This is a genomic window from Flavobacterium sp. 90, assembly GCF_004339525.1.
GTDB lineage: Bacteria > Bacteroidota > Bacteroidia > Flavobacteriales > Flavobacteriaceae > Flavobacterium.
Genome location: NZ_SMGE01000001.1, coordinates 450,726 through 468,524, shown reverse-complemented (window position 1 = coordinate 468,524; position 17,799 = coordinate 450,726). Strand labels below are relative to the sequence as shown.

15 protein-coding genes are annotated in these 17,799 nt (G+C 33.1%); 9 read left to right on the top strand and 6 right to left on the bottom strand.

Annotated features, from left to right (window positions below; genetic code table 11):
• Positions 1-639: 639 nt before the first annotated feature.
• Entirely contained in the window at positions 640-1,842 is a 1,203-nt protein-coding gene (locus C8C83_RS02010) for an aminotransferase class I/II-fold pyridoxal phosphate-dependent enzyme (protein ID WP_121326201.1), read from the bottom strand.
• Between the two features lie 466 nt (positions 1,843-2,308).
• Here C8C83_RS02010 and C8C83_RS02005 point away from each other — a divergent pair, with 466 nt between their 5' ends.
• From C8C83_RS02005 to C8C83_RS01990, 4 genes are all read left to right on the top strand, one after another.
• The gene (locus C8C83_RS02005; protein WP_121326199.1) at positions 2,309-2,764 is read left to right on the top strand and encodes an Lrp/AsnC family transcriptional regulator; all 456 of its coding nucleotides are present in this window, start codon (positions 2,309-2,311) and stop codon (positions 2,762-2,764) included.
• 345 nt (positions 2,765-3,109) lie between these two features.
• Complete coding sequence (locus C8C83_RS27320) at positions 3,110-3,481, top strand: hypothetical protein (protein WP_199735279.1); 372 nt, start codon at positions 3,110-3,112, stop codon at positions 3,479-3,481.
• A 69-nt stretch (positions 3,482-3,550) separates the two neighbouring features.
• Complete coding sequence (locus tag C8C83_RS01995; protein WP_121326198.1) at positions 3,551-3,796, top strand: hypothetical protein; 246 nt, start codon at positions 3,551-3,553, stop codon at positions 3,794-3,796.
• The gene (locus C8C83_RS01990; protein ID WP_121326197.1) at positions 3,786-4,076 is read left to right on the top strand and encodes a type II toxin-antitoxin system RelE/ParE family toxin; all 291 of its coding nucleotides are present in this window, start codon (positions 3,786-3,788) and stop codon (positions 4,074-4,076) included. Before C8C83_RS01995 ends, C8C83_RS01990 begins: the two co-directional genes overlap by 11 nt.
• Positions 4,077-4,304: 228 nt before the next feature.
• Here the strand turns inward: C8C83_RS01990 and C8C83_RS01985 are convergent, their stop codons facing one another.
• Complete coding sequence (locus C8C83_RS01985) at positions 4,305-5,279, bottom strand: integrase core domain-containing protein (RefSeq protein ID WP_121326054.1); 975 nt, start codon at positions 5,277-5,279, stop codon at positions 4,305-4,307.
• 392 nt (positions 5,280-5,671) lie between these two features.
• Here C8C83_RS01985 and lpdA point away from each other — a divergent pair, with 392 nt between their 5' ends.
• On the top strand, positions 5,672-7,075 hold the full coding sequence (lpdA, locus tag C8C83_RS01980) for a dihydrolipoyl dehydrogenase (protein WP_121326196.1): 1,404 nt from the start codon (positions 5,672-5,674) through the stop codon (positions 7,073-7,075).
• A gap of 55 nt (positions 7,076-7,130) precedes the next feature.
• On the opposite strand, the gene C8C83_RS01975 is transcribed toward lpdA, so the two are convergent.
• Positions 7,131-7,784, bottom strand: coding sequence for a hypothetical protein (locus C8C83_RS01975; protein ID WP_121326195.1), 654 nt, complete (start codon positions 7,782-7,784; stop codon positions 7,131-7,133).
• Positions 7,785-7,948: 164 nt separating this feature from the next.
• Between C8C83_RS01975 and C8C83_RS01970 the strand changes: the two genes are divergently transcribed.
• Positions 7,949-8,491, top strand: coding sequence for a lipocalin family protein (locus C8C83_RS01970; RefSeq protein ID WP_121329919.1), 543 nt, complete (start codon positions 7,949-7,951; stop codon positions 8,489-8,491).
• Positions 8,492-8,549: 58 nt separating this feature from the next.
• Here C8C83_RS01970 and C8C83_RS01965 read toward each other — a convergent pair whose 3' ends face one another.
• Positions 8,550-8,924, bottom strand: coding sequence for a DoxX family membrane protein (locus C8C83_RS01965; RefSeq protein ID WP_121326194.1), 375 nt, complete (start codon positions 8,922-8,924; stop codon positions 8,550-8,552).
• Between the two features lie 320 nt (positions 8,925-9,244).
• On the opposite strand from C8C83_RS01965, the gene C8C83_RS01960 reads away from it, so the two are divergent.
• The 3 genes from C8C83_RS01960 to C8C83_RS01950 all read left to right on the top strand — a co-directional run bounded on the left by C8C83_RS01960 (position 9,245) and on the right by C8C83_RS01950 (position 14,486).
• Positions 9,245-10,531 (top strand): anthranilate synthase component I family protein, encoded by a 1,287-nt coding sequence (locus C8C83_RS01960; RefSeq protein WP_121326193.1) that lies wholly within the window; start codon positions 9,245-9,247, stop codon positions 10,529-10,531.
• A gap of 545 nt (positions 10,532-11,076) precedes the next feature.
• On the top strand, positions 11,077-12,390 hold the full coding sequence (gene tilS / locus C8C83_RS01955; protein ID WP_121326192.1) for a tRNA lysidine(34) synthetase TilS: 1,314 nt from the start codon (positions 11,077-11,079) through the stop codon (positions 12,388-12,390).
• Positions 12,387-14,486 carry a cytochrome c biogenesis protein CcdA gene (locus C8C83_RS01950; protein ID WP_132011636.1) on the top strand — a complete coding sequence of 700 codons (2,100 nt, stop codon included), beginning with the start codon at positions 12,387-12,389 and terminating at the stop codon, positions 14,484-14,486. Before tilS ends, C8C83_RS01950 begins: the two co-directional genes overlap by 4 nt.
• Before the next feature lie 343 nt (positions 14,487-14,829).
• Here C8C83_RS01950 and C8C83_RS01945 read toward each other — a convergent pair whose 3' ends face one another.
• A complete protein-coding gene (locus C8C83_RS01945; protein ID WP_121326191.1) occupies positions 14,830-16,146 on the bottom strand; it encodes an ammonium transporter in 1,317 nt (438 codons plus the stop codon).
• 338 nt (positions 16,147-16,484) lie between these two features.
• Positions 16,485-17,792, bottom strand: a complete 1,308-nt coding sequence (locus tag C8C83_RS01940; protein WP_121326190.1) for an amidohydrolase family protein — start codon at positions 17,790-17,792, stop codon at positions 16,485-16,487.
• Between the last annotated feature and the right edge of the window lie 7 nt (positions 17,793-17,799).

Here is a 17,799-nt window from a genome sequence, read left to right as displayed (position 1 = left end):
AGTGGTTATTTTTTTGTTAAAAGTATATTTTATTAACGTTAAAATTATTTAATAATCTGAAATTGATTAACTACAACGTTTTAGTGTTTAAAACTTTTTATGATTATCGAAGAAAAAAACTTTATTCGCAGAATTTGTTGGTTTATTTTAATAAATTGACTTATTATGTTTTTAATTATTTGAAAATGAGTGAGTAATGTTTTTAAAACAAGAAATCCGCTTAGAGAAGACTCCAGCGGATTTAAACAACCTAATAAAAAATTGTGCAAATTTATTTATAAAGAAGTGTTTTGTTTTTGTAAGAAACTGTATTTTTTTTCGCCACGAATTCCACAAATTTTCTCGAATTTTTCCTTTTGAAGATTTCTAATTAGTGAAAATTCGTGCCATTAGTGGCTAAACTTTTTTTCGCGCAGATCCTGCAGTTTTAGCAGTTTTATAGATTCCTATAATAGACTAGCGTAATCCGCCCAATCTGCGTAAAAAAAATCTTTAGTAAATCGCTATGAAATTTATTTATAAAGAACGGCTTTTGCTTTTATTGGATTTCTAAATTTTCTCTCGCAGATTTAGCAGATTTAGTATGTGAAATTAAATCTGCGTTAATCAGTAAAATCAGCAAAATCTGCGGGCTAAAATCTATAAAATTCCAAGTTCCACCATGCATTGCTTCATCATTTCATAAGTACGCTGAATATCATTATCCAAACCAATCGAGAAACGAATTAAACCATCCGTCAATCCCATTTCGTGTTGTTCTTCAAGCGGAATTTCACTAGAAGTCGAAGTTCCGGGCGCGCTAAATAATGTTTTGTAGAATCCTAAACTTACCGCTAGATATCCAAGGTTTCGCGCTTGCATCAACTCCATTAATTCATTGGCTTTAGCCAAAGTTCCAACGTCAATCGTCAGCATTCCGCCAAAACCATATTCCGGATTAATCATCGTTTTGTATAATTCATGACTCGGATGGCTTTTTAATCCCGGATAAACCGTTTTTAAACCATCATTTTCAAATTGATCTGCCAAAAAATGCGCATTATGACTGTGTTGTTTGATTCTAATATGAAGCGTTCGAAGATTTTTCATCACCGAAGCAGATCGCAAACTATCCATAGTTGGTCCCAAAAGCATACTCGCTCCAGAATTCACATTTTTAAGCGAATTGATAAATTCTTTCGATGCACAAGTCACGCCACCAACTGTATCGCTGCTTCCGTTAATGTATTTTGTCAAACTATGAATCACGATATCAGCACCCAATTTTGCAGGAGAAACCGACAACGGCGAAAACGTATTATCAACAACCAATTTCAGATTATGCTTTTTAGCAATTTGAGCCAAACCAGCAATATCGGCAACTTCTAATAACGGATTACTTACTGTTTCACAGTATAAAACTTTCGTGTTTGCAGTAATTGCAGCTTCAACAACATCAAGTTTAGTAATGTCTACAAAGCTTGTTTCAATCCCAAAACGAGGCGTAAAATTCTTCAAAAAGGCATAAGTTCCGCCATAAATTGTTCTGCTTGAAACGATATGATCGCCAGCGCCGCACAATTGTAATAATGTAGGCGTAATTGCGCCCATTCCTGATGCCGATACATTTGCAGTTTCCGTTCCTTCCATCGCTGCCAAAGCTTGATCCAGATACAAATTACTTGGCGAAGAATGGCGCGAATACAAATAACAGCCTTCCATATTACCTTCAAAAGTATCGAACATAGTTTTTGCCGATAAAAATGTATAAGTCGAAGAATCAGAAATCGATGGATTCACACCCCCAAATTCCCCAAAATATTGTAAGTCCTGAATTTTATCAGCTGGATTAAAGTTTTTCATTTTTTATGTCATTGCGAGGAACGAAGCAATCTCATCCCGTTTGTTAGTATTGGTTTTGCGTTTGTGTTGGAATTTATTTTTTGGAATTTTTAAGAGCTATTTCCTGCTATCCACTTCATCCCGATAGCTATCGGGACATAAAAAATGCAAAGTTTCTAATGTTCAAAAAAGAGCTTCCGCTGGTCGCTTTTTTAGAACAAGAAACTTTTGCCTTTTTTACTCCGGGCTTTCCACTTCTATCAGGGCTAGGCACTCAGTTTCAAAATTAAATTCTATTCAAAATAACATCTTATTAGAAAATTAATCAATGATGTGTTTAATAATTAGATTTTAAAACTACAATAGTGTATTTGTAAAGATTATTATTCTAAATTTGATTCAGAAAATCCAAATCAATAGATTTTCTTTCAGAAAGCAATAAATAATCAGAGGATGAGATTGCTTCGTTCCTCGCAATGACTCAAAAATGACTTTAGACGCCACGGACAAAAAACTTTTGGTTTTATTACAAACCGACAGTAAAAAAACAACCAAAGAATTGTCTCTAAAACTCAATCTTTCGGTAACTGCCGTGTATGAAAGAATCAAAAAGTTAGAGCGCGAAGGAATAATCAAAAACTACGTAGCGTTAGTCGACAAATCAAAAATGGAAAAAGGATTTGTGGTTTTCTGTCATTTAAAACTCATTCAGCATACTAAAGAATTCCTAACCAAATTCGAAAGCGAAGTCATCAAACTCAACGAAGTTTTAGAATGCCATCACGTAAGCGGCGATTACGATTATATCCTAAAAGTATTAGTAAAAGATATGGAAGCTTATCGCGAATTCTTAGTAACAAAACTCACAACGTTACAGCATATTGGTAGCACACAAAGTATGTTTATGATTAGTGAAGTAAAGAATTCAACGATTGTTTTTTAAAGGTACTGAGGTTCTGAGTTGCTGAGGTTCTAAGGTTTAGGTGCAAAGGTTTAGGTGCAAAGGTTCAGAGGTTCAAATGGACAAAGGTTTATCGTAGAGGCGCACAGCAGTGCGTCTAACACAGGATGAGTTTTTTGCGGAAGGTTCAAAGTTGCAAATGTTCAAAGGAATAAAGGTTTTCCGTAGAGACGCACAGCAGTGCGTCTAACACAGGATGAATCCTAATAACTTTTTGATTTTTAGAGAAAAAAAAATCTGCTTAATTTGCAAAATCTGCGAGAAAAATTTTTACAATCCTGAAATGAAATTCTTTAAATTTAAAACTAATAATAAACACCTATAATAATGGAAGAATGGGAACCAATATCATTTGATGAACTCTTTAATGAAATTCAGAAAACAGAAAGAATTCTGGAAGAAGAATTAAAAAACTACTGGAATCTGATTAAAATTGAACCAATAAAATGGGAGGAGAAAGAATGTGGTGAAATGGGAGGTGGTTTCTGGGTTGTCGCTATTTTTGGGCATCAAATAATTTGGTATAATGATATTGAGGAAGGATTTAATATTTCTGACTATAAAACATTCGGAAAAATTGAAGATTATTGGTGTAATCAGTATGAGCTTGTTCATGTAATTTACCAATTGGTTGAATTTGTGAAAGGTGAAAGAGAAACTATAGGAGGAAGGCGCGGTCCGGCAGAAAGGATGCTCTAATTAAAAAGAAAATCATCTTAACAAAATCCAAAGCTTAAAAGACTTAAATTTGAATTAAATACAAATGAAATGGAAACGAAAGAACTGAGACGTAAACTCATAAAAGATTTTGGAAAATTCATAGAAGATGATTCTAAATTAGAAATTTTAGAAAGTGTTTTTGATGCCATAAATCATGACGAAAAGAAATCAATTGTTTCAGACGCTCATTATGACTTAGTTGCTGAAGAAAGAGAAAAATATCTCTCAAACGAAAAGGAAGCTAGTTCATGGCAAGAAGTAGAACAGCGCCTGAATGCTAAGTATGGTTTTTAAGATCAAAATTTTACCCTTAGCAGAAAATGAAATTGATGAATCTGTTGAATTTTATGAAAGTAGAAGGAAAGGTTTGGGAAAGCAATTTCTAACGTATTTAAAATCACATCTACAAGTTTTAAAATTACATCCGGAATTATTTGAAATAAAGAAAGAACCAGGTTTTCGCGAATTAACTTTGGTTAAATTTCCGTTTGTAATTATTTATGAAATTATCAAAAATGAAGTAATCGTTTATTCAGTTTTTCATACGTCAAGAAATCCACAAAGAAAACCTTAGAAAAGAGGTTCAAAGTTTCAGAGGATCAAAGCGACAAAGGTTTTCCGTAGAGGCGCACAGCAGTGCGTCTAACACAGGATGAGTTTTTTGCGGAAGGTTCAAAGGAACAAAGGTTTTCCGTAGAGACGCACTGCAGTGCGTCTAATACAGGATGAGTTTCTGAAGTTTTAAAAATAATCTCGCAAAGACGCAGAGGCGCAAAGTTTTTGTCATTTCTGTAAAGGTTACTTATTTCGGTAACGGATTTATCATTTCGATTGGTTTTTTTCCATCAATACCTTGATGTGGTCTTTCATGATTATAATAATATAAGTATTGCAATAATTCTTCTTTTAATTCTTCATGAGAATCAAAATCTGTGTCTCTCAATAAATCATCTTCAAGAGTTCTCCAAAAGCGTTCAACTTTACCATTAGTTTGTGGTCTGTAGGGTTTTGTGTACCTATGAACAATACCTAATTCCATTAACATCCTCTCAAAAGGGTGATTATTTTTCACTTTGCTTGTTTTAGGTCCAAATTCAGCTCCATTATCAGATAATATCTCTTCAAATTTTATTTCATAATGATCACTTAGGATGTTTAAACATTTCAATGCCGCAAACATAACTGTTAAACTGGTAATATCAGAAACTAATTCAGCCCAGGCAATTCGACTGTAATCATCTATTACACAAACTAAATAGCGATTTTTATTTTCCCCTTTAATTATACTTTTGCTCAAATAATGACAATCAATATGACCAAGTTGTCCCATTCTTTCCTTGATTATTTTTTGATGATTCTTTTTAATCTTCGGAGTTAATCTATTTATTTTATTGCGTTTTAAAATATTATAAACTCCTGAATATGATGGTGTATGCTTCCCTAATTTGGGCCTTAAGATACTAACAATTTCATATTTGTTGTTTCCTTTTTCTCGTAATGCAATTACTTTTTGCTCTATAAAAGGCAAAGGACGTCTTGTTTTATATTTGGGACCTCTTTTTTGGGGCAATAAATCAATAGATTTCCCACTTTGTTTAAAGCGATTATAATACTTTAAAAAACTCTTTCGGCAAGTATTATTTGCTGCATAAAAATCCATTGCTTTTTTATACAAAGGATGAGTTTTATTTTTTACCTGTTCATATTCTTTTATTAGAAAACGATACTTCTCTAAGTAGTTCCGCTCTAAAGTGGAATCCTGACTATTATTTCTCATCGTAACAAAATTTATTAAAGTTAAATTTTGTTACCGAAATATCTAACATCTACAATTTCGACGAAGGAGAAATCTTCGTAAGTAGCTCCGCAACGAAAATCCAATCTTTGTCGAGCTTCTTGTGGAGATTTCTCCTTCGTCGAAATGACAAATAGTACGATAGAATCATTGTTTTAAAAAAAAACTTTGCGCTTCTGCGTCTTCGCGAGACTAAAAAAACAAAACTTAGTAAACCTTACATTAAAATTCGCAATCCAAAAAAAAGCTTCTGATCTAAGAGTCCTCTTGGTAAAAACCGTCCCTTAAATTTCACACAAAAAACATTGAGATTTAAACTTTAAACAAAACTTTATTCCTTAATTTTGTATCGCTAAAAATAAAATAGACAAACTATGAGTTCATTTGACGTAGTCATTATAGGTTCAGGTCCTGGCGGATATGTATCAGCAATTCGTTGCGCACAATTAGGTTTCAAAACTGCAATTGTAGAAAAATATAATTCATTAGGCGGAACTTGCCTTAACGTAGGTTGTATTCCTTCAAAAGCACTATTATCTTCTTCTCATCATTATGCTGAAATTGCACATTTTGCAGATCACGGAATCGAAGTTTCGGGAGATGTAAAAATCAATTTAGAGAAAATGATTGCTCGTAAACAAGCAGTTGTAGATCAAACCGTAGGTGGAATCAACTACTTAATGGATAAAAATAAAATTACTGTTTTCAATGGTTTAGGTTCTTTCGAAGACGCAACGCACATTGCAGTTGCAAAAGCTGACGGAACATCTGAAACTATCGAAACTAAATATGCTGTAATTGCTACAGGTTCAAAACCATCTTCTTTGCCATTTATCAAAATTGACAAAGAAAGAATCATCACTTCTACAGAAGCATTGGCTTTAAAAGAAGTTCCAAAACACTTAGTAATTATTGGTGGTGGAGTTATCGGAATCGAGCTTGGACAAGTTTACCTACGTTTAGGAGCGCAAGTTTCTGTAGTAGAATTCATGGACAGAATTATTCCTGGAATGGATAGTTCATTGTCTAAAGAATTGACTAAAGTATTGAAAAAACAAGGAATGAAATTCTACGTTTCTCATAAAGTAAAATCAGTAGAAAGAAACGGCGATGCTGTGGTAGTTCAGGCTGAAAATGCAAAAGGAGAAACAATCACTCTTGAAGGAGATTATTCATTAGTTTCTGTTGGTCGTCGTCCATACACAGACGGATTAAACGCTGACAAAGCAGGAGTTAAAATTTCAGACAGAGGACAAGTTGAAGTAAACGATCATTTACAAACTAATGTTCCTAATATCTATGCAATTGGTGATGTTGTTCGTGGAGCAATGTTGGCGCACAAAGCAGAAGAAGAAGGAACTATGGTTGCTGAAATCTTAGCTGGTCAAAAACCACATATCGATTATAACTTAATTCCTGGTGTAGTTTACACTTGGCCGGAAGTTGCTGCAGTTGGACAAACTGAAGAGCAGGTAAAAGCTACAGGAACAGAATATAAAGTTGGAAGTTTCCCTTTCAAAGCTTTAGGGCGTGCAAGAGCAAGTGGAGATCTTGACGGATTTGTAAAAATCATTGCTGATGCTAAAACTGATGAGGTTTTAGGAGTTCACATGATTGGAGCTCGTACAGCTGATTTAATTGCAGAAGCAGTTACAGCAATGGAATTCAAAGCGTCTGCTGAAGATATTTCAAGAATGAGTCATGCGCATCCAACTTTCGCGGAAGCGGTAAAAGAAGCAGCTTTGGCTGCAACTGATAACAGAGCATTACACGTATAATTTACGTAGAATTATAATTTAAAAAACCGCCGAGATATTAATTTCGGCGGTTTTTTTATTGTTTTAAAATTTTAAAAGTATAATAAGTTTCTTTGTTTTGAGTGTATACGCTGTAGGTTTCATTTTCTTCATCATACAATTTATACAAGTATTTATCGCCTTTAATGCTTAAGTTCTTTCTCGATATATTGTTGCTTTCGATGAATTCAAGTTCAAATTCGCAGCTTCCTTTTTTTCGAAAAGTTAGTTTTGAAAAAGTCCCGTCATAAAAATTTTCGGTCCATAAATTATCACTTAAAGTTACTTCTACAATATTGCCATCATTTTCGAAATAATAGTATTTTGAAAGAGTATTAAAATGATTGCATTGCTCTTTGGTTATTTTTTGAACAGGTTTTTCATTTTGCATTGCCCAACTGCTTTCTTTGGCTTTATTTGGAAAAAGCGCCACAAATTCATTGCAGTTTTTTTGTAACCTGAAAAAGATTTGTTCAAAAACTGTTTTCTGAGTTATACTATCTGTGAATCTTGCCAAATAAGGGCTTATATGCGCTTTGTTGATGGTGTTAATTCTTATTTCATTGTTCAAATCTTTATTCTGAACAAGGGATTTGCAGATTTCAACATTTAGAGAATCAACGGATTTTATGGATTGTGATCTCGAAAAATTAACGCAAAGTAACAGAACTACAAAAAGATATTTTTTCATCGAAAGCTAAAGTTTTAGTTAAATATAAGTGTTTAGTAAAAATATTTAGAATTTTTGATTTTATTCTTTTAATCTTAACGTCAGAAAATGTAAAATTCAATAAAAATTTTGTAAATTAGATGTGTATTTCAGATGTTATCTTTACTTCTTTAAAAGATAACATTATGAAAAATAGATATATAACTCCAATTCTACTTGGAGCAGGAATTGCATTTATACTTTATTCCTGTCGTTCAAATATTCCGAAAAAAGCTGTTGCAATTTCTAATTTTGACAAAGCTAAATATCTGGGAAAATGGTTTGAAATTGCAAGATTAGATTATAAATGGGAAAAAGGTTTAAACAACGTAACTGCCGAATATTCTTTGAACGATAACGGCACGATTAAAGTTGATAACAGGGGCTATAATGTCAAAAAAGACAAATGGGAGGAAAGCATCGGGAAAGCCAAGTTAGTCAAAAAGGACAATGTAGGTATGCTTAAGGTTTCATTTTTTGGTCCTTTTTATTCCGGTTATAATATAATTGCGATTGACGCAGATTACAAATATGCTCTTGTTGCCGGCGAGAGTTTAAAATATATGTGGATACTTTCGAGAGAAACGACTATTCCGGAAAGTATCAAAGCTGATTTTCTAATTAAAGCCCAGGAAATAGGTTATAACGTTTTAGATCTTGTCTGGGTAAAACATGACAAAAGAGGTTGAAAAAGAAACCCGACAGTTATAGGCTGTCGGGTTTCTTTTATTTTAGTTCGAAAATGATTTATGCAGTGAAAACACTTCTGTAATTATCCCAATATCTGTAAATCAAAAATAGGTTAGCCAGAAATAATAAAATCGCAATTGGCAAACCATCCGGAGTAAGAAAATAGTTGATAAACAAGATATTTACCGTAATAGGTAAAATCAAAATATTGGCTAATGTTACATAACGTCCTGTTACAAAAGCAATTCCGCAAAGTAATTCTATTGATTTTGCTAAAGGCATCAAATAAGTAGAAGCCATCAAACCAACATTAAAGGCTTTGAAATCTCCCGTTGTTTGAGGTTCAGGCATTAAATGAAAGAAGAAACTAATAGAGGCAAACAATAACAACAGACCAATCAAAACACGGACAATAATGGTAGCAATTTTCATAATACTAGAATTTTTAATGGGTTAAAAATGTATAATTTATTTTTGGAAAACGTTACAATCTAAATTCTCTAATAAAGTGAAAGTCCAATTTTAAAGCTGTTCTATTGAGAATTTTACCATCTTTATAATCTTATTTTAAGATTTCAATAATGCTATATCAAATATAACGAATTTTTCCTTACGAAATTGTTGTTTTATTAACAGTTTTAATGTTTTATTTTAGGTTTTCTCCGTAATTGCGGAAAGCCAATATTTTTTGAGGATTATTTTATTGAAGGATTTTTTTTGTCGTAATTTTGAAGTCTAAAATTTACCCATTTTTGAGAGTTTCAATTCATAAGCATATTTCAAATCCAGAGCAGTTTAAACAACAACTTCTAGCTTGGTCACAACAATTTCGTGAGGTCGTTTTTTTGGACAGTAATTCTTATCCACAAGGATATTCAAACTTCAATTGTGTGTTGGCTGTAGATGCTTTTACATCTTTGAAAACCGATTTTCATAATGCTTTTGAAGATCTTAAACAATATCAGCAAACTACAAAAGACTGGCTTTTTGGGTATTTGACTTACGATCTGAAAAATGATATTGAAGATTTAAAATCAGCTAATTTTGATGGTTTAGATTTTCCGGATATGTTTTTCTTTCAGCCAAAAAAAATATTCTTATTGAAAGAAAATCAGCTTGAAATTCAATATTTATTTCTTTGTGATGATGAGGTTGAAGATGATTTTGAGGAAATTGTTCAAAGTGAAAAGTTAGAAGTTAGAAGTCAGGAATCTTTGGAAATTGAACAAAGAATTTCAAAAGATTTATATGTAGAAAAAGTAACAAAAATGCTTGATCATATTCATAAAGGAGATATGTATGAAGCTAATTTTTGTATGGAATTTTTTGCTGAAAATGCGATTATAAATCCATTAGAAAAGTTTGAGAAACTGAATGCCATTTCACAAGCGCCTTTTTCGGTTTTCTTCAAAAATCACAAACAATATTTACTTTCGGCTTCACCGGAAAGATATCTGAAAAAATCAGGAGAAACTTTGATTTCCCAACCTATAAAAGGAACTTCAAAACGATCTTCAGATCCAATAGAAGACGAAAAATCAAAACAATATTTAGAATCCGACGCAAAAGAACGTGCCGAAAATATTATGATTACAGATCTTGTTCGTAATGATTTGTCGCATACCGCACAAAAAGGTTCTGTTGAAGTTACAGAGCTTTGTAAAATCTATTCGTTTCTGCAAGTGCATCAAATGATTTCGACTATAACATCTAAAATAGATCCTCAATATTCACCAATAGAAGTTCTGAAAACGACTTTCCCAATGGGAAGTATGACCGGAGCGCCAAAAATTTCGGTTATGAATATCATCGAAAATCTGGAAGAAACAAAACGCGGATTATACAGCGGATCAGTTGGATATTTTACTCCCGAAGGTGATTTTGATTTTAATGTTGTAATAAGAAGTATTTTGTACAATCAGGAAAATAAATATGTTTCATTTTCTGTTGGAAGCGCCATTACATCGCTTTCAATTCCTGAAAAAGAATACGAAGAATGTTTATTGAAGGCGAAAGCGATGCATGAGGTTTTGCAGTAATTTTTTTCGCCACGAATTACACGAATTAACACAAATTTTTTTCGCGATTGGTAGTTATGAATTATAGTGTAGTCCCTACGCGACATTATTCAGTGATTGTCTTTGTGTTTTTACCAATATATAATCTCTACGAGATATAATCCGTTAGGATTTAAATATTGGTAAAAAGAAAGAATAAAAGTTTAGTAAAAATGTCCCTTAGGGACTACGCTAAGATAAATGATTAAAAAATCTGTGTAAATCATTTTAATCAGTGGCAAGAAAAATAAATATGCATAATCTGCGAGAAAAAGAAATTCGTGCTAATTTGTGAAATTCGCGGCGAAAAAAATATTAGCCACAGATTAAAAGATTAAAAATGATTAAAAAATCTGTGTAAATCATTTTAATCAGTGGCAAGAAAAATAAATATGCATAATCTGCGAGAAAATAATTCGATAAAATTCGTGTAATTCGTGGCAAAAAAAAAATAAAATTCATGGCAAAAACACACGCTTAACAATTCATTTAAAAATAGATCGAATTTAATTTTCTACTTTTATCACATGTTTTCAAAATTTCAAAATCACATCTCGTCCAGATTTCCATTTTTGGAAAATAAAAAACTATTTCTAGCAGTTAGCGGCGGATTAGACAGTATGGTTTTATTGCATTTATTACAGCAATTACCGTATGAAATTGCCGTTTTGCATTGTAATTTTCAATTGCGCGGATTAGAAAGTTTTGGCGATCAGAGTTTTATTCAGAATTATTGTGATCAAAATGAAATTCCTGTTTTTGTTACACAATTTGATACCGAAGCTTTTGCAAAAGACTATAAATTATCGACTCAGGTTGCAGCACGCGAGTTGCGATACAGTTGGTTTTATGAACTTCTGGAAACTGAGAATTTCGACTATATTTTAACAGCGCATCATGCCGATGATAATCTCGAAACTTTTATAATTAATCTAACGCGAGGAACGGGATTAGACGGATTAATTGGAATTCCGGAAGAAAATGACCGACTTATTCGTTCGCTTTTGCCATTTTCCAGAGACGAAATCCTGAAATATGCGCAGGAAAATAATATCGACTGGCGAGAAGACAGCAGCAATGCGTCCAATAAATATCTTCGGAATAAAATTCGACATGATTTAGTTCCGATGTTAAAAGAAATCAATCCCAACTTTTTGAATGCTTTTCAAAAAACACAATCTTATTTGCAGGAATCTCAAATAATGGTTGAAGATGCGTCTATTATGATTTATCAACAGGTGGCAAGTGAAGTTGGTGATGATATACATTTTGATCTAAATCAACTAAAAAAACTACCCAATTATAAATCCTATTTGTATCAATGGCTGAATGAATTTGGCTTTTTGGCTTGGAATGATATTTATGATTTGGTAGATAGTCAATCAGGAAAGCAAGTAATTTCGGCTGAATTTAGATTGTTGAAAAACAGAGATACGTTGATTTTGAGTCCAATTTCTGAAATCTCAGAGAAAGAAGAATTTGAAATTCAGGAAAGTGACCAAGACGTTAATTTTCCCTTAAAATTAAGGCTTTGTCAAGTAGACGACATTACTATAGATTCAAATAAAGCTATATTTGTGGACGCTGAAAAAATCCAATTCCCTTTGATTTTGCGTAAATGGAATGAAGGGGATGTTTTTCATCCTTTTGGAATGCAGGGAAAGTCTAAAAAAGTAAGTAAGCTTTTTAAAGATGAGAAATTATCACTGATTGAAAAAGAAAAAATATGGATTTTGTGTTCTGATAATCAAATTGTTTGGGTTATTGGAATCAGACAGGACGAACGCTTTAAAATTGAGAATACCACAAATAGAATACTTAAAATTGAATTACAATCATGAAATTTAATCAATACCATCAAACGATAATGCCGAAAAATACTTGGACTAAACACATTTTATTTTTACTGCTTTTCTTGTTTGCTTTTGCAAAAGGGAATGCTCAAATTCTGGAGCCGGTAAAATGGACTTCTAAAATTGAAAAAAAATCAGGAAACAATGCTGTTTTGGTTTTTGATGGAACAATCGAAAAAGACTGGCATATGTATTCGCAGTTTACTCCAGAAGGTGGTCCGCTTGCGTTGGAAATTACATTTAAAAATCAAAAAGGAAATTATGAACTTGTTGGCAAAGCCAAAGAAGGAAAAACAAAAACTGCTTTTAATGACGTTTTTGGAGTAAACGAAACTTTCTTTGAAGGTAAAGCTCATATCGAACAGGAAATAAAAATCATTAACCCAAATTTAAAAACGGTTGATGTTGATTTTGATTTTCAGGTTTGTAAAGAAGTTTGTATCAATTCGAATAAAAAATTCTCAATAGCAATTCCGTCTACTTTCAAAATGGACGCAGTTGCAACTGTAGCAGAATCAAAATTAGATGAAACTAAAGTTACAGGTTTGGCTGTTGATACGGTAAAACCAGTTGTAGAAACTGCTAAAACAGAGACTTCAAAAACTGAAGTTGCTGAAGCTCCGGCAAAAGAAGAAATTCCTGCACCAGCTCCAACAAGAAGTTTATGGTCGATCTTTTTCGTAGCGTTTATTTCGGGATTTGCTGCATTGTTGACGCCTTGTGTGTTCCCGATGATTCCAATGACGGTAAGTTTCTTTACGAAACAAAGTAAAAGCAGGGCAAAAGGAATTAGAAATGCTATTATTTATGGTTTTTCAATAATTGCTATTTATGTTGTTCTAGGTTTAATTGTTACTAAAGTATTTGGTGCAGATGCATTAAATGCTTTGTCTACAGATGTTTGGTTTAACTTAATTTTCTTCGTGATATTGATCATTTTTGCTACTTCGTTTTTGGGAGCTTTCGAAATTATGTTACCAAATTCATGGGCAAACAAAGCAGATCAACAAGCAGACAGAGGCGGATTAGTTGGGATATTGTTTATGGCTTTGGCTTTGGCAATTGTATCTTTTTCTTGTACAGGACCAATCGTTGGAACATTATTAGTTGAAGCAGCTTCAAACGGTGGAATCGCTCCGATAGTTGGAATGTTAGGATTCTCATTGGCATTAGCCTTACCTTTTATGTTGTTTGCAATGTTCCCGGGATGGTTAAATTCATTACCAAAATCTGGTGGATGGTTGAATACAGTAAAAGTAGTTTTAGGATTTTTAGAATTAGCATTAGCGTTTAAATTTTTATCAAATGCTGATTTAGTGCTTCAATTGCACTTTTTAGAAAGAGAAGTATTTATCGCAATTTGGATCGCCATTTTTGCAGCTCTGACATTGTATTTATTCGGAAAAATTTCATTGCCACACGATAGTCCGTTGCATCATATTTCTGTAGGCAGATTGTATTTAGGATTGCTTACGCTTGTGTTTACAGTATATTTAATTCCTGGACTTTGGGGAGCGCCTTTGAAATTAATCAGTGCTTTTCCACCACCACCACAATATAGCGAAAGTCCGTTTGGAGTAGGTGGTTCGTCAAATTCAAATGTTAGTGCAGAATCGGCAAAAGGTTTACCTGACGGAGCAGAATTAGGTCCACATGGGATTATGGTTTTTCATGATTACGAAGATGGATTAGCTTATGCAAAATCAATCAATAAACCAATTATGCTTGATTTTACAGGTTATGCTTGTGTAAATTGCCGAAAAATGGAAAACAATGTTTGGTCTGAACCAACTATTTTACCAATCTTAAAAAATGAGGTTGTTTTGATTTCGCTTTATGTAGATGATAAACGTGAATTGCCAATAGAAGAGCAGTTTGTAACTAAATCTGGTGATAAAATTATTACGGTTGGTGATAAATGGACAGATTTTATGATCTCAAAATATAAAACAAATACACAGCCTTTATATGTTATAACTGACTTGGAAGGAAAGAACCTAAACAGTTCAAAACCTACGATTAGTTATGTTAGCGCTGATGAATATTTGCATTGGCTGAAAGAAGGAATTGGGAATTTTAAATAGGTCTTTTTAAGAAGCAAGATAATAGATTTTAGAGTATAGAAAATAGACAATAGTTTATACGGAAATCTAAAATCTACAATCTGAAATCTAAAATTATAATAAAGGGTTGAAATTAATTCAAAGTAAAAAGCACTCTTAGTAACAAACTGAGAGTGCTTTTTTATTTAGTCATTTTCTAAAATCTATTATCTAATCTCTATATTCTATTTTCTTTACTCTATATTCTTGCTTCTAACATCTTGCTTCTATAATCTTTCCTCTACTACATCTTCTTGAAAACAAAAATCCCTCTAAGCTAAAACTCAGAGGGATTTTATTTAGGCAAAAGGGGGGATTTAATTTCTTATAAGAATTCTCCGTGTTGAGAGATGTCTAATCCTAATTCTTCTTTTTCTTCAGTAACTCTTAGTGGCGTAATTTTATTTACAACAAAGAATAAAATATATGAGCCTACAAAAGCAAAGATTGAAACCGCAACCAAAGCAATTAATTGATTGATAAATAAAGTTGGAGTTCCGAAAATCAAACCTTGATTATCTCCAACAGCTGGGTTAATTGCTTTTGAAGCAAAAACTCCTGTCAACAACATACCAACCATACCACCAACACCGTGACAAGCAAATACATCTAATGCATCATCAATTTTTCCTTTAGGGAATTTGCTTACTACAATATTACTAACGATTGCAGCAAAAGCTCCTATGAAAATAGCATGAGGAATACTTACGAAACCTGCAGCAGGAGTAATAGCAACAAGACCTACAACAGCTCCAATACAAGCTCCAAGTGCAGATAATTTATGTCCGATGATTTTATCAAGGAAAACCCATGCCATTGCAGCAGCGGCAGCAGCAACAGTTGTAGTTCCTAAAGCCTGTACAGCTAAACCGTTAGATCCTAAAGCAGAACCTGCGTTGAAACCAAACCATCCAAACCATAATAAACCTGTTCCTAATAATACATAAGTGATTCTTGCAGGATTTACTTTTTGAACTTTTCTTTTTCCTAAGAAGATCGCTCCTGCTAATGCAGCCCAACCAGCACTCATGTGTACTACAGTTCCACCAGCGAAGTCTAGAACTCCCATTTTAAAGAAATATCCATCAGGATGCCACGTCATGTGTGCTAATGGAGCGTATATAATTAATATAAATAAAACCATGAATAATAAATAAGCCCAGAAACGTACACGCTCTGCAAAAGCACCTGTAATTAATGCAGGAGTAATGATGGCAAATTTTGCTTGAAATAATGCGAATAACATGAAAGGAATTGTTGGTGCAAGACTCCAGGCAGTACTAGTACCAACGCCTTGAAAGAATAAATTTGGAAGTGGATTTCCAATGATTCCGCCAATAGTTGGTCCGAAAGCTAAGCCAAAAGCAACAATAACCCATAATATAGTAACAATTACCATTGCCATAAAACTTTGTAGCATGGTGCTGATAACGTTTTTCTTACCTACCATTCCTCCGTAGAAAAATCCTAGTCCTGGTGTCATAAGCAATACAAATGCAGTTGCTACGATCATCCAAGCTGTATCTCCTGTATCAAACTTTACAGCTTCAGCCGGAATTGGGTTGTCAGTCAGGATAAAGTTCGAAATAAAGGTTAGTACCAAAATAGTGATAAGAATCACACTTAAAATAATTTTTCGCATAGTTATTTAGTTTTAAATTTTTTATAAAAGTATAAAATCAATTGACACCCCTATAAAAAATACAGTTCAATGGTTAATTTTTGTTAATTTTTAAATTTGACCCCCTAAATTTTGCGTGTATTTGTTAAAATGAACTTAAAATTTACAATTTGTTAATCAAAAAAATAGATTTTGAGATATTTGAAAGATTTGTTAACAAAAAAGCGTGAGAATATTTCTATTTTTAAGAGTAATTCTGTCTAAATAATTAGTGAAACATTCAAAATAATTAGAATTATAAATAAAAAAGGCATCAGATGAATTTTTCAAATGATGCCTTTTTTATAAAAATGGTTTGTTTATTTCTGGTTGTATTTTGCTTTGAATTTATCATTCAATTTGGTTTGAAAGGTTTCCAGATTAATGGTTCTTCCCTGAATAAATGCACTTGTCAATTTATTAGTTCTCATGTCAAGCGCATCGCCTTCTGAGATAAAAAGCGTAGCATCTTTTCCAGCTTCTAATGTACCACAAGTATCGTCTATACCTAATAACTTTGCTGTATTTGAAGTAATAAGTTGTAACGCCTTTTCTTTATCCAAACCAAAAGCGGCACAAGTTCCTGCTAAAAACGGAAGGTTTCTAACACTCATACGTTCATGATCACCACTATTTTCAAGACCAACAACAATTCCTTTATCAGTAAGTATTTTAGCCATTTTATATGGTAAATTTACGTCTTGATCGTCGCTTGTAGGCAATTCGTGAACACGTCTTAGGAGAACACCAACATTATATTTTTGTAAAATATCAGCAGATTTATAAGCTTCGAATCCGCCTACAATAACAATCTTTTTGACTTGATTGTCAACGGCTAATTGTATAGCATCTACGATTTGTTTTTCTTCATCGGCATGAATATAAAGTGTTTGTGTTCCGTCAAAAAGTCCTTTTGTAGCTTCCAGAACCAGGTTTCGTTCTTTTGGCGTATCTTGATTATATGCTTTTGAATTTCTTAGAAAAGTAGCAACTTCTTCAGCTTGTTTAGGATAATCTTTATTGGCTTCGATAATTCCCGGTTCGTACCAAGTTCCCGATCTTCTAAAACCAGATGGAAAATTAAGATGAATTCCGTCATTTTCTTTTATAATAGCATCACTCCAGCTCCAGGCATCTAATTGTACTACTGAAGAGCTTCCTGAAATTCGGCCACCGCGAGGTGTAACCTGAGCGATCAAAACACCATTTGGACGAACAGTTTCTACTACTTTCGATTCAGAATTATAAGCGATAATACTTCTCACATTCGGATTAAAACTTCCAATTTCTTCCTGATCGTCTGATGATTTTACAGCGTCAATTTCGACTAAACCTAATGTCGCGTTAGGAACGATAAATCCGGGGTAAACGTGTTTCCCACTTGCATTAATTGTTGTGTCATAAGCATTTGCCGCAAGTCTGATAGTTGTAGCATCCGCAACCAAAGTAATTTTACCGTCTTTAAATCCAATCGCGCTATTTTGAATAACAGTTCCGTTACCTAAATGCGCCGTTGCATTTAGAATCAAAACCGATTTGCTTTGTTTGGGTGCTGGTATTTGTTGTGCTTTTATGTGTACCGAAGCACAAAATAAGAGCAATATTATATAGATGTTTTTATTGATCATGATATCT

What these genes read in the sequence shown, in the direction of transcription:
- C8C83_RS01970 (WP_121329919.1), top strand. Translation starts at nt 7,949, where the DNA reads ATGAAAAATAGATATATAACTCCAATTCTACTTGGAGCAGGAATTGCA.
- C8C83_RS01995 (WP_121326198.1), top strand. Translation starts at nt 3,551, where the DNA reads ATGGAAACGAAAGAACTGAGACGTAAACTCATAAAAGATTTTGGAAAA.
- C8C83_RS01985 (WP_121326054.1), bottom strand. Translation starts at nt 5,279, where the DNA reads ATGAGAAATAATAGTCAGGATTCCACTTTAGAGCGGAACTACTTAGAG.
- C8C83_RS27320 (WP_199735279.1), top strand. Translation starts at nt 3,110, where the DNA reads ATGGAAGAATGGGAACCAATATCATTTGATGAACTCTTTAATGAAATT.
- C8C83_RS01975 (WP_121326195.1), bottom strand. Translation starts at nt 7,784, where the DNA reads ATGAAAAAATATCTTTTTGTAGTTCTGTTACTTTGCGTTAATTTTTCG.
- C8C83_RS02005 (WP_121326199.1), top strand. Translation starts at nt 2,309, where the DNA reads ATGACTTTAGACGCCACGGACAAAAAACTTTTGGTTTTATTACAAACC.
- C8C83_RS01950 (WP_132011636.1), top strand. Translation starts at nt 12,387, where the DNA reads ATGAAATTTAATCAATACCATCAAACGATAATGCCGAAAAATACTTGG.
- tilS (WP_121326192.1), top strand. Translation starts at nt 11,077, where the DNA reads ATGTTTTCAAAATTTCAAAATCACATCTCGTCCAGATTTCCATTTTTG.
- C8C83_RS02010 (WP_121326201.1), bottom strand. Translation starts at nt 1,842, where the DNA reads ATGAAAAACTTTAATCCAGCTGATAAAATTCAGGACTTACAATATTTT.
- lpdA (WP_121326196.1), top strand. Translation starts at nt 5,672, where the DNA reads ATGAGTTCATTTGACGTAGTCATTATAGGTTCAGGTCCTGGCGGATAT.
- C8C83_RS01945 (WP_121326191.1), bottom strand. Translation starts at nt 16,146, where the DNA reads ATGCGAAAAATTATTTTAAGTGTGATTCTTATCACTATTTTGGTACTA.
- C8C83_RS01940 (WP_121326190.1), bottom strand. Translation starts at nt 17,792, where the DNA reads ATGATCAATAAAAACATCTATATAATATTGCTCTTATTTTGTGCTTCG.
- C8C83_RS01965 (WP_121326194.1), bottom strand. Translation starts at nt 8,924, where the DNA reads ATGAAAATTGCTACCATTATTGTCCGTGTTTTGATTGGTCTGTTGTTA.
- C8C83_RS01990 (WP_121326197.1), top strand. Translation starts at nt 3,786, where the DNA reads ATGGTTTTTAAGATCAAAATTTTACCCTTAGCAGAAAATGAAATTGAT.